The organism is Microbacterium terrae, assembly GCF_017831975.1.
GTDB lineage: Bacteria > Actinomycetota > Actinomycetes > Actinomycetales > Microbacteriaceae > Microbacterium > Microbacterium terrae.
Window position 1 is genome coordinate 2995683 of the sequence record NZ_JAFDSS010000001.1, and the last position, 14882, is coordinate 3010564.

Below are 14882 nucleotides of genomic sequence, written 5' to 3' on the forward strand. Positions count from 1 at the left end.
TCACCTGCCGCGTCGCAGCAGGTCGCGGATCGCCGACTCCGGTGTGATCGTGAGGTCGAGCAGGTCGCCGTCGCGGTAGCGCGTGAACACGCGCGGGTCGATGTACGACCCCCGCGCCACGGCCGGGGTGTTGCCGAGGGCGCCTGCGGTCGCCCGCACGGCGAGCGCCTCGGCGCGCTTGCGGTCGGTCTTCGAGTCGACGACCCCGATCCGCGCCAGCGCGTCGGCTGCGAGGATCGTGCCGCGGAGCGTGCGGAAGTCCTTCGCTGTGAACCTGCCGCCGGTGAGCGAGCGCACGTACGCGTTCACCTCGGCCGAGGTGAGGGGCACCCGCCGCCGGCCGCGCTCCCACGCGAGGAGGGGCGACCGCGGGCGCCCGGTGGCGAGCAGGTCGACCGCGGCGGCGAGGTCTTCGTCGTCGATCTCGATCAGCTGACGCTGCCCGCTCTTCCCGGGGAACGACAGGTGGACCGCGCCGCCGTCGACCACAGCGTCCCGCCGCTGCAGCGTCGTGAGTCCGCGGCTGCCGTGGAGCGAGAAGTACCGCTCCGACCCGATGCGCGGCGCCGCCCGGTCGAGCAGGCGGAACGAGACGGCGAGCACACGCTCTCGGTCGATCGGCTCGCGGCGGAGCGACGTCGTCACCCGGGCCCGTGCGTGCGGGAGCGCCTCGGCGAGCCGGAGCGCGCGGGCGAACTTGCCGCGGTCCCGGCCCGCGGTCCAGTCGGGGTGATAGAGGTACTGGCGCCTGCCGGCGTCGTCGGTGCCGACCGCCTGGATGTGCCCGTCGGGGCGACGGCTGATCCACACGTCCTGCCAGGCCGGCGGGATCACGAGCGCCTGGATGCGATCGACCTGCGCGCGCGAGGCGGGTCTGCCCTTCGCATCGATGTAGCGGAATCCCGAGCCTGCGCGGATGCGCCGGAGCCCGGGGTCGTCGTACGGGCGGACGCGCGTCAGCTTCGGCATCCGTCATCCACCGGCGATCAGTGATTGCGGAGCATGCTGATCAGCTCCGCCTTGCGCTTGCCCGAATACCCGGTGACGCCCAGTTCCTTCGCCCGCTTCCGCAGCTCGGGCACCGTCCAGTCGTCGTATGAACCCGACTCCCCGCCCTTGCGCCCGACCGCCGCCCGCCCCTGCGCAGCGGCGGCGTTGGAGATGCGTGCCGCCTTCTCCTTCGAGGCTCCCTCATCGCGGAGCGTCTCGTAGAGCTCCGCGTCCTTCAGGCTGTTCGACCCGCGTCCTTTCGGCATATCGCTTCCTTACCATCGGCTTTCCTGGCCAGTCAAGACCCTGGTCGCACCCCTGCGGTGATGCCAGAGTCTTAGCCATACCCGGGGGCGGACGAACACGTCTGCCCAATCGGTGAGAGGAAAAAGGAGACCCCCCTCATGAACCTCGTTCTCATCATCATCATCGTGGTCGCCATCGTGTTGGCGATCGTCGGCGGCCTGGGCGAAGCGCTCAGCTGGCTGCTGTGGGTGGCACTGATCGTGGGTGTCATCGCGCTGATCGCGCTGTTGTTCCGAGTGATCAGCGGCAGCCGTCGAGGCTGACGGAACCCCACCGAGACGGAGCGGATGCCGCGGCCCGAAGGTCGCGGCATCCGCTCCTCTCTTTTCACCGCTGACGCGGCGCCGGAGCGCGGCTCAGAGGTTCGCCTCCGCATATACGCGCAGCGCGTCGCGCACGAACTCGGCGCCTGCCGTGCCGCCCGCGCTCGTGGCGTAGTTCGCCCCGAATCGCGGGTCGGCGACGTACATCTCGCCGAGGCCGAGCACGTAGCCCTTCACGTCGCCACCGGGGGCGGCGGCGGGAGTGCCGGGGATGCCGGTCAGCCACTCGACGTGCCGCTTCGCGACCGCCTGGGCTTCGTCGCTGTCGGGCGCGATGCCGCTCTCCGCGGCCGCGATCCAGTCGCGACCGAGGTCTGACACCTGCTGCTGCCAGGCAGCCTTGGCGTCGGCATCCATCGATCGCCACCAGCGGTCGCTGTCGGCGTAGGCCTGGGTGCCCCAGCGCTGTTCGACCTCGTCCTTGTACTGCGTGTGGTCGAAGCCGTCGAACATGTTCTCTGCCATCAGTCGTTCACCTCCTTCCAATGCTGTGATCGTCGATTCGACCGACGCGATCTGCCGCGCCAGCCGGTCCTGCTCCTGTCGCAGGAGCGACAGGTGGGTCTCGAGTGCATGCGTCTCGGATGCCGAGTGGTCGAGCACATCGCCGATCTGCGGCAGACCGAGCCCGAGTTCGCGCAGCAGCAGGATGCGCTGCAGCCGCACCAGCGCCGCCTGGTCGTACTGGCGGTAGCCGTTGTAGCCGATGCTCGACGGAGCGAGCAGCCCGATGTCGTCGTAGTGACGGAGCGTGCGGCTCGTGGTGCCGGCGAGCTTCGCGATCTGCTGGATCGACCACTCGTTCTCGTTCATGTCCTTCACGCTAAACCTTGACGTTGCGTCAATGTCAAGAACGGGTCTTGACGAACTCGCGATATATCGTGTTATCCTGCTCTCAACGCGATATATCGCGATATAGACCAGACCTTGGAGAAGCATCATGACCCTGGAGAAGTGGCTCATCCACCCGGGCGAAACGCGCGTGATCGACATCGAGACCGTGCGCTCGCTCAAGATCGGACTCGTCGGCGGACAGATCGACGTCATCGCCCACGACGAGCCGGGTGCCCGCATCGAGGTGCACGGCGTCACCGTGAAGGACCTCCGCATCGAAGTGACCGGCGAGGCCGTCGAGATCGACCACCCGCAGCTGCGGTGGGACAACTTCCTCGAGGTGTTCCGCAACTTCGGCGCCGGCGGCCCCAAGGCCGAGATCAGCGTCGCCGTCCCCCGCGACGTCGCCCTGAACCTCGGCGTCGTGAGCGCCAGCGCCCTCGTCTCGGGCATCCGCCGCGACGCATCCGTCAACACCGTCTCGGGCGACATCATCGTCGACGGCCTCACCGGCGACCTCAAGGTCAACGCGGTCTCGGGCGACGTGCAGGTGCGCGAGCTGGTCGGCGCCATCGGCGCCAACAGCGTCTCGGGCGACGTGGCCGTCACCGGATCGGTGCACCGCGCCGCCATCGACACCGTCTCGGGATCGACCTTCGTCGACACGACCGGCACCGTGCACAGCGTCAACCTCAACACCGTCAGCGGCAACGCCACCGTGCGCCTCGACGAGGGGTTCCCCGCCAACTACGTGTTCCGCAGCGTCAGCGGCAAGGTCCAGGTCGACGGCGTCGTGCGCTCGGGCAACGGCGCCGGCCCCACCACGAACTTCACCGGATCGGTCGGCGAGCTCAGCGGCACCTTCGCCGACGTGCGCGCGAACACCGTCTCGGGCGATGTGACCGTGCTGCGTCACGGCAGCCGCACCCCCGAGGCGACAGCCGGACTCGACGAGGAGTGGTGATGAGCCCCGTCTTCTCGCACGGCGACCTCCGCCTCTACCTGCTGAACCTCCTCGACGAGGGCCCGCGCCACGGGTACGACATCATGCAGGCACTGGCCGATCGCACGGGCGGCACCTACACCCCCAGCGCGGGCACCATCTACCCGCGCCTCGCCAAGCTCGAGGAGGAGGGTCTCGTCTCGAAGTCGATCGACGGACGCAAGACCGTCTATGCGATCACCGAGGCGGGTCACGCCGAGGTCGTCGCCCGCGCCGGCGAGCTCGAGGGCATCGAAGCAGGCCTCACCGACTCGGTGAGGCTCATCGCAGACGAAGTGCGCGGCAGCGTGCGCGAGGCGATGAAGAGCCTGCGGGCAGACCTCGCGGCCGCCGGTCGCACCGAGCGCGAGTCCGCGCCGCGGCCGGCACCCGAAGACGACCCGCGGGTGCACAGCCGCGAGCAGGTGCAGCGGGCGGATGCCGCGGTGAACGAGTTCCGCGCCCGCGTGCGCAGCGACGTGCGCACCCACGTGGCGCGCGGCGGCGAGCTCGCGGCATCCGTCGTCGACGAACTGGTCGGCGAACTCGACCGTGTCGCCCGCGACATCACCCGCGCGTTGCGCAGCTGACCCGCCGTTCGTCTCGTCGCTTCTCGCTCAACGACTCCGGCCGTTGAGCGAGGGGCGAGGCGAAACGCCCGCACCCGCCCGCGCGTCAGGCCGGCCAGATCTCCTGGTCGTCGGGCACCGGCTCGCCGAGGGGCACGACCAGCAGCGGCCGGTGCTGGCGGTGCGCCAGACGGGCGGCGACCGATCCCGTGAAGAACTCGCGGATCGACTCGCCGAGACCCTGCTTACGGGTGCCCACGACGAGCAGTCGTGCGTCGACCTTCTCGGCGAGGTGCTTGATCGCCATCGCCGGGTCGCCGACGAGCTGACGGAGGCTCCAGTCCACACCGCTGCCCTCGAGCACCGAGGCAGCGGTCGCCTTCACGACATCGAGCTCGCCCTCGCCGGCGGCGATGTTGAGGTCGATCGGGGCGGAGTGCACATAGCCGTCGGGGTCTTCATAGGTGACGAACCGCGTCACGTCGACGTGCACCACCAGGAGCGGGGCTCCCATGAGCTTCGCGTACCGCGCACCCTCTTTGAGGACGCGCGTGGACTGCTCGGGGATCACTCCCACGATCACCGCTCCGTGCACCGCGAGATCGGCGTCGTCGGCGGGGTGGTTGGTGGCGTCGGGTGCCTCGTCGGTCATGCGTCTTCGCTCCTCGTCGACTGGTGCAACGGTGCCGTCGCCGCTGTCGTGCGGAGGCGCCGTGGTATCCTGAATGCTACTCTTACCGGCTCGCGGCCGGATTCGTGAATACCCGGGTCTGCAGCTTCGTGAGCCTCAGCAGCCCGCGATCAATATGAGGGGGTCTCGCATGGGGCGTGGCCGTCAGAAGGCGAAGAACACCAAGATCGCCCGCGACCTGAAGTACGACACGTACAACGTGAACTACTCGGCGCTGGAGCGCGAACTTGGGTCCCACACCGACGAGCAGTACGTCGACAAGTGGGCCGATCAGTACTCCGACGAGTACGAAGACGAGAAGGCGTAGCCCCTACGCCTCCTGGCGCTGCGCTCTGAGCGCGGCCTTGCGCTCCCGGCGCGCGCGCCACCATGCCCAGAACCGGTCGAGCAGTCGCTTGAGGCGCGCCGCGATGCGGCGAGCCCAGTGGAATTCGGTTCCCAGCACGGCGAGGCCGAGGAACACGATCAGCCACCCGGGTCCGGGCAGCGGCACGAGGAGCAGCCCGCCGACGGCGAGCACGCCGCCGACGATCGCCACACCGACGCGGTAGGCGTGCTCGAGACGCGGATGCTGCGCCACGAAGGCGCGCCCGCGGCGCAGCATCCGCCTGATCGGCCGGTCGGGTGCTTCGGCTTCGGCGATCTCGGCGCGCACGGTGGTCTCGAGCTGCTGGTTCGTCACCCGGCGAAGCTAACACGATATATCGCGTGCTCCCTGTGAGTTCGTGCGGTGCCGGCTGTCACCAGGTGCCGTGCCGCCGCTCCCAGTCCTCTTCGATGGTGCGGCTCCTCGCCACGATGACACCGGCGGGGATCGCCGCGCTGATGACCACGGCCAGGACGATGAGCGGGGCGGTCCAGGCATCGGTCGCATCGTGGAGGATGCCGATGCCCAGCGGGAAGAACGCGGCGATCGCGTACCCGCCGCTCTGGACGAAGCCGCTCAGGGCTACCGCCCCTTCGTGGGTGCGCGTGCGCAGGCCCAGCAGCACCAGGATCATCGGGAACAGCAGCGGCGCGAGGCCGAGCAGCGCCACCCACAGCCACGTGGCTGCGGTCGGTGCGAACAGCAGCCCGGCGATGCCCGAGAGCCCGAACACGACCGCCGCGCCGAAGAGGATGCGGGTGGCTCCCGCACGCACGACCAGGAACGGCACGATCAGCGACGCGGGCAGGCCCATGAATCCGAACAGCGACAGCAGCGCGCCGGCGGTCGCGGGCTCGACACCCGCGATGTCGACGAGCATCTTCGGCATCCAGGCGAACGAGGTGTAGGCGACGGTGCTCGACACCGCGAACGCGACGAGCAGCGCCCAGGCGAGCGGCACCTGCCACATGCGGCCGAAGACGCGGGGGCTCGGCTGCTCGATCTCATCGGGGTCGGCGTCTGCGCGCCGCCGCGCCGCGAGGCCGACCCATGGGAGCACCGCGACCAGGGCGAACACAGCCCAGAGACCGAGCGACACCCGCCAGTCGGCGGCGTCGGCGAGGGGCACCGCGACCAGGGGCGGGATGAACGTCGAGACCGCCATCGTCGTGGAGAAGATCGTGGTCATCAGCCCGATGCGATCGGGGAAGTAGCGCTTCACCAGGGGCGGCAGCAGGATGTTCGCCGTGCCCACGGCGGCGAACACCACAGCGGTTCCGGCCAGCAGCATGAGCGCGTTCGGGGCGAGGCTGCGGGCCACGAGGCCCACCGCCACCACCGCGATGGCCACCGCCGTCAGCCGCTCGAGGCCGAACCGCCGCTCGAACGCCGGGGCGAGGAGGCCGAAGACGGCGAAGCAGACGGGCGGCGCGGTGCCGATGAGGCCGACGACCGCGGCCGGCAGGTCGAGGTCTTCCTGGATGTGGTCGAACAGCGGCGAGAGCGATGCGACGGCCGAGCGAAGCGAGAACGCCACCAGGACGATGCCGACGAGCGCGAGTGCTCGACCCCGCCAGAGCGGGCGGGCGGGGGATGAGGTCACTCGTTCGACTCTAGCCGCGCGGGAGCGGACCGGCTCCGGCTCCGGCGTGGGTCCGGCTCCGGTACCGGCTTCGGCACCGGCGCACTACCGCCCGCCGACCGACCGGACTCAGGACTCCTGCGAACCCTCGACCCAGGCCAGGTACTCGTCGCTCACGGTGCCGGTGACGTACCGGCCGTCGAAGCAGCTCATGTCGAGGTCGGCGATGTCGGTGCCCTCGAGGATCGCGGCCTTGAGGTCTTCGACCTCCTGGTACACGACGAAATCGGCGCCGAGCTCCTGGGCGATCTCCGGGATCGTGCGCCCGTGCGCGACGAGCTCCTGGCGCGAGGGCATGTTGATGCCGTACACGTGCGGGTAGCGCACCGGCGGCGCCGCCGAAGCGAACGTCACGCTCTTGGCCCCGGCATCCCGAGCCATCTGGATGATCTCTTTCGAGGTCGTGCCGCGCACGATGGAGTCGTCGATCAGGAGCACGTTCTTGCCCTTGAACTCGGTCGACATCGCGTTGAGCTTCTGACGAACGCTCTTCTTGCGCACCGCCTGCCCCGGCATGATGAACGTGCGGCCGACGTAGCGGTTCTTGTAGAAGCCCTCGCGGTACTCGATGCCGAGCTTGCGAGCCACCTGCATCGCCGCGGGTCGCGCCGAGTCGGGGATCGGCATGACGACGTCGATCGCCTCGCGCGGCGTGTGCTTCGCGATCGTGTCGGCCAGGCGGTCGCCCATGCGCAGACGCGCCTCGTAGACCGAGATGCCGTTCATCACCGAGTCGGGGCGGGCGAGGTAGACGTACTCGAACGAGCACGGCGCGAGCGTCGCGTCGGCCGCGCACCGGCGGGTGTGCAGGTTGCCCTCGAGGTCGATGAAGACCGCCTCGCCGGGCTCGACGTCGCGGACGACCTCGAACTCGCCGTTCTCGAGCACGAGCGACTCGCTCGTGACGACCCACTCGTAGTGCCCGTCGGCGTTCTTGCGCGTGCCGAGGATGAGGGGACGGATGCCGAACGGGTCGCGGAACGCGAGAAGTCCGTAGCCGGCGATCACGGCGATCGCGGCATACGAGCCCTCGACGCGCTCGTGCACGCGGGTGACGGCGTGGAAGACCTGGTCGGGGTCGAGCTCGAGTCCCGAGATCGAGGACTGCAGCTCGTTGGCGAGCACGTTGACCAGCAGCTCCGTGTCGGAGGTGGTGTTCAGGTGCCGGCGGTCCTTGCGGAAGAGCTCCTCGGTGAGCTCGCGCGTGTTCGTGAGGTTGCCGTTGTGAACGAGCACGATGCCGTAGGGCGCGTTGACGTAGAAGGGCTGCGCCTCTTCCTCGTTGCCGGCGTCGCCCTTCGTGGCGTAGCGCACGTGGCCGAGGCCGACCTCGCCGAGGAGGCCGCGCATGTCACGGGTGCGGAAGGCCTCGCGCACCTGGCCGCGCGCCTTGTGCATGTGCACGCTGCCGCTGCGCTCCGCGGTCGCCATGCCGGTGGAGTCCTGCCCGCGATGCTGCAGCAGGAGGAGAGAGTCGTAGATCTCCTGGTTGACGGGCCCGCGGCCCACCATCCCGACGATTCCGCACATGGAGTGTTGCTTGCTTCCGTGAGTGTGTGGTCTTACGCAGACGCCGGGGCGGCATCCGCATACGTGCCGACCAGGCGCACCGCGCCGCCGTCGACGCCCTTGGCGCCCTGCTCGAAGTCACCCGCGGGGCGTGCATCGGTGTGCACGACGCCGACCTGCCAGGCGGCGATCCCCTCACGCGCGAGCGCCGACACGGCGGCCGAAGCCGTCGCGGCGTCGACCACGGCGAGGAAGCCGATGCCGAGGTTCCAGGTTCCTTCGGTGGCGGCGAGGTCGAGATCGCCGAGGTCGGCGAGCACCCGGAACACCGGGGGCGGCGACCACGTCGACCGGTCGACCTCGACCCACGTGTTCTGCGGCAGCACACGGGCGAGGTTCGCCGCGATGCCTCCGCCGGTGACGTGGCTGAGGGCGTGGACGCCGTCGTTGGTCTCGGCGATGAGACGCAGAAGCGGCTGGGTGTACAGGCGGGTGGGCTCGAGGAGGGCCTCACCCCAGGTGGTGCCGAAGTCGGCGGCGTTGTCGCCGTAGCCGATGCCGGCACCCGCGACGATGTGTCGCACCAGGCTGTACCCGTTCGAGTGCAGTCCCGAGCTGGCGAGCGCGAGCACGACGTCGCCGTCGTTCACCCGGTCGGCGCCGAGGAGGCGGTCGGCCTCGACCACGCCGGTCGCGGCGCCCGCGACGTCGTAGTCGTGGATGCCGAGGAGGCCGGGGTGCTCCGCGGTCTCGCCGCCGACGAGCGCGGTGCCCGTCTCGGCGCATCCTGCCGCGATGCCGCGCACGATGTCGGCGATGCGCTCGGGGAAGACCTTGCCGCACGCGATGTAGTCGGTCATGAAGAGCGGCTTCGCGCCCACCACGACGATGTCGTCGACGACCATGCCCACGAGGTCGAGCCCGATGGTGTCGTGCTTGTCGATGCGCTGCGCGATGGCCACCTTGGTGCCCACGCCGTCGGTGCTCGAGGCGAGGAGCGGCCGGCTGTACGCGCGCAGGGCGCTCGCGTCGAAGAGTCCGGCGAAGCCGCCGACGCCGCCGAGCACCTCGGGTCCGTGCGTCTTGCGCACGGCCGACTTCATCAGTTCGACAGCGAGGTCGCCGGCAGCGGTATCGACGCCGGCTTCGGTGTAGGGGTTCACGGGGGCGTCACGAGAGGAGGAGGCCACGCGTACCAGAGTACCGGCGCTCAACCTGTGCGGATGCCGCACCCGTGGTCCGGGGCTCGGGGCGCGGGGGCGGGGAGCGCGCCGGGCTCGCGGCTCCCTGGCGCACCGCGCGCGACTCCGACCACCCGACGGGAGGAAGCGCGACGGGCGGAGTCCGCGCAGGGGCCGGCGGCCCGGTCCTAGACTGACCGCATGGGCGGCACGGGAAACCCCGAGTGGCTGATCCGTGAGGATGCGGGTCAGCCGGTTCTGCTCGCCCTCTATCTGCGTCAGGTGCTCGGCATCCGCTCCCCCGACGAGCTGCCGCAGCTGCGCGGCATCCCGCCCCGTGAGAACGTGCGCGACGACACCGCGCAGGCGACCCTCGAGCGTCAGTGGCGCGAGTACTGGGCGATGACGGTCGAGCCGCAGGCGCATCCGTCGACGGTGCCGCTCGAGCTCGTCGACGAGTTCGGCACACTGATGGCGCTCCCGCAGGACGGTGCTCGCGAGCTGCGTGCGGCGGTGCGACCGCACGCCGCCGAGGCGATGGCGTTCACGCAGTCCGCGCACTCCCGCTACCGGCGCGACGCCGGATCGGGCAGCTCGTACCGCGCCTATGCGAGCGCGATCGCCGAGTACGAGCGCCAGGTGGGCCGCCGCGCCCACTCGTTCGAGCTCAACGTGCAGGTGCTGCCGCTCGCACAGCGCGGCGTGTGGTGGATCGGATCGCTCACGGTCGCCGTGACCGACGGACTGCGCGGCGACGTCGCGGCGTTCGACGCGGCGATCAACCCGATCATCGCCGAGCTCGCCTGAACCGCGCCGACGGCGCGCGTCCGGGTAGGCCGTCGCCCCGAACGGGGGCGGTCAGGCCGGGTCGCCCGCGGGGTTGTCGGTGACCGACTCGTGCGACACCGTCACCTCGCGTGCGTGACGGCTCGAGGAGCGGTCGAACAGGAGCGCGATGAGGCCGGCGACCGCGAGACCGACGGGGATGCAGATGAGCGCGAGGAAGCCGAAGACCTGACCCTGCGAGTACTCGAGCCCGGTGTTGGGGCTGGCGTCCTCGGTGCCGCCGAACGCGAATGTGAGACCCATCGCGGCGACGATGCCGAGCGCCGCACCGGCGAGCAGGAACACCGAGATCTTCGGAGCGCGACGCACGCGGACGACCTCAGGTCGTTCCTCGGATGCGGGGTGCTGTGCGCTGCTCGGCGAAGACATGACCACCATTATCTCCCCCGTGCCTGAGCGGAAACCGCACGTTCTCAGGCGAGGTCGTCCTCGTCTCGCACCCACCGCGGGGCGTCGTCGGTGACCGGGTGCGCGAGGTCGTCGGAGAGAGAGGTGGTGTGGTCGGCGGTTCCCGGATGCACGCGCCGCGACGCGCGGCGGTCGAGCACGATCACCACGATCGCCGACACGAGCAGCCCCACCGCGACGCAGACCGCCGCGACCACGCCGAACCCGCGCATCACCCCCGCCGCGCCGGTCGCGGGCAGTCCGCTGGGGCCTCCCGAGAGGGCGACCACGATCACGGCGGCGACGAGACCGCCGGCGATGCCGATGCCGAAGATGCGCCCGTATCGGGGGGTGCGGCGCACCACGACCTCGCGCAGCTCCTCGTCGACGATGTGGTCGTCGGCGTCGTCCGGGAGGTCGTTGTCGGGGTCGCCGGCACGCAGGGCAGGCATACCGCCATTGTCCCACCTGAGGCCCTCGGGCGTCTCGATGAGAGCGAAGGACGGCGCCCCACGGAAGCCGAGCGGGGCGCCGTCCTGACAGCCGACGTCAGTCGGCCGTCTGATCTCCTCCAGCGCCGGCCGTCGCGCGGCGACGGGAGATCACGATCCACGCGGCGGCGATCGCCAGCACCACTGCGAGCCCGCCGACGGCCCACGGCCACACGGGGGCGGCCTCAGCCGCGACAGCATCTGCCGCTCCATCGGCGACTGCCGCTTCGGCCTCGACCGGCTCGGCCGCCGAGTCCTCGGCAGTCGCGACGACCGGTTCCGCGCACGCATCGGCGACCGGCAGCACGGCCGACACCGGGTCGAGCGCCTCGCCGGCCGCGTAGGTGCCGAACGCCGCGGCCCCGGCGTCGGTGAGCGTCGCCGCGAGACCGTCGAGCACGAGCCCGTCCTCGGTGATCTCGAGATCGGGGAGGGCGAACTCCGCGAAGCGGATGCCGGCCGCGGTCACCGCCTCGCCGTCCTGGGTCGTGCCGGTGACGTCGAAGACGAGATAGCCGCGGTCGCCGTCGAGCTCGATCCGCGCGTCAGCGAGGGTCGTGTCGAGCGCCCCGTCATGCCCGGTGAAGCGGATCGTGCCGCCGAAGCCCACCAGGCCGGTGCGCGTCTCGACGTCGACCGTTCCAGAACCGCCCGTCCAGACGTACTCCGGGTACTCGTACGCCACGTCGGTCAGCTCCCACCCGCCGCCGGCGATGCCCTCGATGTACGTGCGGAAGCTCTCCTTGAAGCCCCAGCGCAGTCCGGCGTCGGCGACGACGCATCCGTCGAGCGACGCTGCTGCGCGCGCGAGGGTGAATCGGATGCCGCGGTCGACCGAGCCCTGGAAGGTCAGCGTGTGCTCTCCATCGGCCAGGGTCGCCGGAAGCGAGCCCGACCAGGTCGCCGCGCCCGTGGCGTCGGCGGTCACCGTGGCGAGCAGCACCGGCGTCGAGTACACGACGACCCGGATGCCCTCTTCGCCCGGCTGGAATCCGGTCGCGGTCACCGTGGCCGGATCGCCTGCCTGCAGCGCTGCCAGCGTCTCGTCGTCGACCTCGATGCCGTCGGTCGCCGGAGGCGTGGCGGGAATCGTGCTGGTGGTGCTCGCCGGTCGCGGCGCCGCGGTGGCCACCGTCCCCGTGTTGCCCGCGGGGGCCGGCGCCGCGACGCCGATGGTGAAGGTCACGGGATCGAGCGTCGTGCCGTAGCCCTGGAACACCTGGCTGCGTCCGGCGTCGGTGAGCGTCGCCGGCGCACCCGAGTACGTGACCGAGGCGCTCGTGGCGACGCGCGTCGCGGCGTCGAGGTCGAGCTCGGCGAAGACCACGGAGGTGCCTCCACTCGTGACCGACAGGGTCGCGTCGCCGTCGGACTCGATGCGCACCTGCGGGTTCGCGACTGTCACGTCGAGGATGCCGCCGTGCCCGGTGAAGCGCACCGCGCCGAGGTACGAGACCGTGCCCGACTCGGAGTCGCGGTCGTAGGTGCTCCCCGCCGCCTGACCGAACTGGAAGACGTCGCTCGCGCGGGTGGCTCCGCCGGTCACCGCGATGCTGCCGTGCGCGATCGGACCGGTGACGTAGCTCGTGAAGCTCGACGAGATCGCCCACCGCATCGACCCGGACGCCGCAGGGGACCCGGGTGTCGCGGGGGTCGTGGGCGACATGGGCTCCGTCGGGTCGGTCGGGTCGGTCGGATCGGTGGGGTCCGTCGGGTCGGTCGGGTCGACGGGGGTCTCCGGGAAGAGTGCATCCCAGTTGGCCGTGGTGAACGGCACGTCGGCGCGAGCGTAGATCGTGTCGGCGTTCGGTGCGGTGTGCCCCTGCCAGACGATCACCTCGTACTGCTTCGACTCATCGAGCTTCGCCGTCTCAGCCACCAGCGTCTTGTCGAACGAGCCGCCCGCGATCGCGCCCGGAGTCATCCAGTACCCGAACGCGACGTACCCGCCGCCGGCCGATACGGCCGCTTCGGTGCCCTTCTCGATCACTGCCGCGTACGCACCGGTCACGGTGCCGAACTGCGAGCCCACGACGCGCACCGTCGCGCCGGACTTCGCCGACGCGGCTGTCACCGACAGCTTCACTGCCGGAGCGCTGCCCGGGTCGGTCGGGTCCGTCGGGTCCGTCGGGTCCGTCGGGTCCGTCGGGTCGGTCGGGTCGACCGGGGTCGCCGGGAAGAGCGCATCCCAGTTGGCCGTGGTGAACGGCACATCGGCGCGAGCGTAGATCGTGTCGGCGTTCGGCGCGGTGTGCCCCTGCCAGACGATCACCTCGTACTGCTTCGACTCATCGAGCTTCGCCGTCTCGGCGACGAGCGTCTTGTCGAACGAGCCGCCCGCGATCGCGCCCGGAGTCATCCAGTACCCGAACGCGACGTACCCGCCGCCGGCCGAGACCGCTGCTTCGGTGCCCTTCTCGATCACTGCCGCGTACGCACCGGTCACGGTGCCGAACTGCGAGCCCACGACGCGGACCGTCGCGCCGGACTTCGCCGACGCATCCGTCACCGTCACGTCGACCGTGGGAATCGGCGCCGGCTCGGCGAACGAGACCGCCGTGTACGTCTCGAACGGCGCGTATTTCGCGCCGCCGCCGGGGTAGGTGTACACGCCGTAGTTGCCCGTGAGCAGTTCCGACGCCTCGGTCTTCGACACCGTCAGCGTCGTCTCGAACGACCCGTCCGCACCGATCACGATGCCGCCCGCGGCAGCCCCGCCGATCGTCGCCAGGTCGGCTTCGAGCACGCCCCACTTCTGCGCCAGCACCTTGCGCGCCGAACTCGCGACACCCTCAGACGGCTTCCACGCGTCGAGGAACTTGCCGAACACCACATAGGCGCCCGTGAACCTGTTCGCCAGCGGCGGCCGCGTGCCGCTCGTCGCCGGCGCGTTCGGCACGAACCCGGTGCCCGACACCGTGATCGTCTCGCCCTCCGCGTCGAGGCCCGACGTCTTCGACACCGTCACGGTCGGCACCGGCAACGGCTCGGGATCGACCGGCTCGGGCTCCGTCGGCGGCGCGGTGATCTCGTACGAGACGACGGCCGAGGACGACCCCGTGAACGCCGCGGCATCCGCGGGCGTGAACACAGCCGACAGCCGAGCCGTTCCGGCCTGATCGATGCGCGCGGTGACCGCCGTGCCGACGGCTGCCGCGCCGATCTGCGTGTCGCCGTTGAAGTACGTCACGGTTCCGGATGCCGCGGGTGCGACCGATGCCGACACGGTGAAGTCGGCCCCGGCCACGCTCGATCCCGCAGGAGACACGGCGAGCGTGGTGGTGGTCGAGACCGCCGGCGCCGGCTCCCAGGCGAGGGCCTGTGTGAGGCGCTGCGTCGCATCGGGGATGCCGTGCGCCTTGCGGGCGAACAGGCTGTAGGTGGTCCCCTCGACGTACGCGGGCACCACGACATCGACGACGAAAGAGCCGTCGGCGTTCATCGGAGCCGATGCGCCGAGGCCGGGCAGGTCGCCGACCGTGTTCGCTACGTCGATCCACACGGTGTACGTGTCGGATGTCGCGCCGTCGGCGCGCAGGCCGAGATACAGGCCGGGGCTCGTCGCGCTGAAGCCCGATCCGCTGACGGAGATCGTGCCTCCCGCCCGGGGCAGATCAGGCGCCGACAGTGTCGGACCGGCGGCGTAGGCGGGCACGGCGGTCAGTGCGCCGGCGAGCGCGAGAAGGATGGCGAGGATCGCGGCGATGGTCGCCCGGCTTCGATCCAGGAGCTGCTGGGTGTTCAACGTTGTGTCTCCGGCGCAG

At 70.6% G+C, this 14882-nt stretch carries 16 protein-coding genes; 5 read left to right on the forward strand and 11 right to left on the reverse strand.

What is annotated here, in order from left to right; all coding sequences use genetic code 11:
* Entirely contained in the window at positions 1-969 is a 969-nt protein-coding gene (locus JOD63_RS13685; RefSeq protein ID WP_211088125.1) for a DNA topoisomerase IB, read from the reverse strand.
* A 17-nt stretch (positions 970-986) separates the two neighbouring features.
* Positions 987-1256, reverse strand: a complete 270-nt coding sequence (locus tag JOD63_RS13690; RefSeq protein ID WP_045274236.1) for a DUF7218 family protein — start codon at positions 1254-1256, stop codon at positions 987-989.
* Positions 1257-1394: 138 nt separating this feature from the next.
* Here JOD63_RS13690 and JOD63_RS13695 point away from each other — a divergent pair, with 138 nt between their 5' ends.
* The gene (locus JOD63_RS13695) at positions 1395-1559 is read left to right on the forward strand and encodes a hypothetical protein (protein WP_169748378.1); all 165 of its coding nucleotides are present in this window, start codon (positions 1395-1397) and stop codon (positions 1557-1559) included.
* A 93-nt stretch (positions 1560-1652) separates the two neighbouring features.
* On the opposite strand, the gene JOD63_RS13700 is transcribed toward JOD63_RS13695, so the two are convergent.
* Positions 1653-2432, reverse strand: a complete 780-nt coding sequence (locus JOD63_RS13700) for a MerR family transcriptional regulator (RefSeq protein ID WP_045274235.1) — start codon at positions 2430-2432, stop codon at positions 1653-1655.
* Positions 2433-2559: 127 nt separating this feature from the next.
* Between JOD63_RS13700 and JOD63_RS13705 the strand changes: the two genes are divergently transcribed.
* Together JOD63_RS13705 and JOD63_RS13710 are read left to right on the forward strand one after the other, a co-directional pair.
* Positions 2560-3417, forward strand: a complete 858-nt coding sequence (locus JOD63_RS13705; RefSeq protein ID WP_045274234.1) for a DUF4097 family beta strand repeat-containing protein — start codon at positions 2560-2562, stop codon at positions 3415-3417.
* Positions 3417-4025 carry a PadR family transcriptional regulator gene (locus tag JOD63_RS13710; protein WP_045274233.1) on the forward strand — a complete coding sequence of 203 codons (609 nt, stop codon included), beginning with the start codon at positions 3417-3419 and terminating at the stop codon, positions 4023-4025. Before JOD63_RS13705 ends, JOD63_RS13710 begins: the two co-directional genes overlap by 1 nt.
* An 85-nt stretch (positions 4026-4110) precedes the next feature.
* Here the strand turns inward: JOD63_RS13710 and JOD63_RS13715 are convergent, their stop codons facing one another.
* Positions 4111-4656: a universal stress protein gene (locus JOD63_RS13715; RefSeq protein WP_045274232.1), complete on the reverse strand. Its 546-nt coding sequence runs from the start codon at positions 4654-4656 to the stop codon at positions 4111-4113.
* A 169-nt stretch (positions 4657-4825) separates the two neighbouring features.
* Here JOD63_RS13715 and JOD63_RS13720 point away from each other — a divergent pair, with 169 nt between their 5' ends.
* Entirely contained in the window at positions 4826-5002 is a 177-nt protein-coding gene (locus JOD63_RS13720; protein WP_084613308.1) for a DUF3073 domain-containing protein, read from the forward strand.
* A 3-nt stretch (positions 5003-5005) separates the two neighbouring features.
* Here JOD63_RS13720 and JOD63_RS13725 read toward each other — a convergent pair whose 3' ends face one another.
* From JOD63_RS13725 to purM, 4 genes are all read right to left on the reverse strand, one after another.
* A complete protein-coding gene (locus JOD63_RS13725) occupies positions 5006-5377 on the reverse strand; it encodes a TIGR02611 family protein (RefSeq protein WP_245617924.1) in 372 nt (123 codons plus the stop codon).
* A 58-nt stretch (positions 5378-5435) separates the two neighbouring features.
* Positions 5436-6665 carry an MFS transporter gene (locus tag JOD63_RS13730; protein ID WP_045274231.1) on the reverse strand — a complete coding sequence of 410 codons (1230 nt, stop codon included), beginning with the start codon at positions 6663-6665 and terminating at the stop codon, positions 5436-5438.
* A gap of 108 nt (positions 6666-6773) precedes the next feature.
* Positions 6774-8234 carry an amidophosphoribosyltransferase gene (gene purF, locus JOD63_RS13735; RefSeq protein ID WP_045274230.1) on the reverse strand — a complete coding sequence of 487 codons (1461 nt, stop codon included), beginning with the start codon at positions 8232-8234 and terminating at the stop codon, positions 6774-6776.
* Between the two features lie 32 nt (positions 8235-8266).
* The gene (purM, locus tag JOD63_RS13740) at positions 8267-9316 is read right to left on the reverse strand and encodes a phosphoribosylformylglycinamidine cyclo-ligase (RefSeq protein WP_245244901.1); all 1050 of its coding nucleotides are present in this window, start codon (positions 9314-9316) and stop codon (positions 8267-8269) included.
* A 279-nt stretch (positions 9317-9595) separates the two neighbouring features.
* Between purM and JOD63_RS13745 the strand changes: the two genes are divergently transcribed.
* Positions 9596-10201 (forward strand): hypothetical protein, encoded by a 606-nt coding sequence (locus tag JOD63_RS13745; protein WP_045274538.1) that lies wholly within the window; start codon positions 9596-9598, stop codon positions 10199-10201.
* Positions 10202-10252: 51 nt separating this feature from the next.
* Here the strand turns inward: JOD63_RS13745 and JOD63_RS13750 are convergent, their stop codons facing one another.
* From JOD63_RS13750 to JOD63_RS13760, 3 genes are all read right to left on the reverse strand, one after another.
* Positions 10253-10609: a hypothetical protein gene (locus JOD63_RS13750; protein WP_045274580.1), complete on the reverse strand. Its 357-nt coding sequence runs from the start codon at positions 10607-10609 to the stop codon at positions 10253-10255.
* A 44-nt stretch (positions 10610-10653) separates the two neighbouring features.
* The gene (locus JOD63_RS13755; protein WP_045274539.1) at positions 10654-11079 is read right to left on the reverse strand and encodes a hypothetical protein; all 426 of its coding nucleotides are present in this window, start codon (positions 11077-11079) and stop codon (positions 10654-10656) included.
* A gap of 97 nt (positions 11080-11176) precedes the next feature.
* A complete protein-coding gene (locus tag JOD63_RS13760) occupies positions 11177-14863 on the reverse strand; it encodes an HtaA domain-containing protein (RefSeq protein ID WP_052682356.1) in 3687 nt (1228 codons plus the stop codon).
* Between the last annotated feature and the right edge of the window lie 19 nt (positions 14864-14882).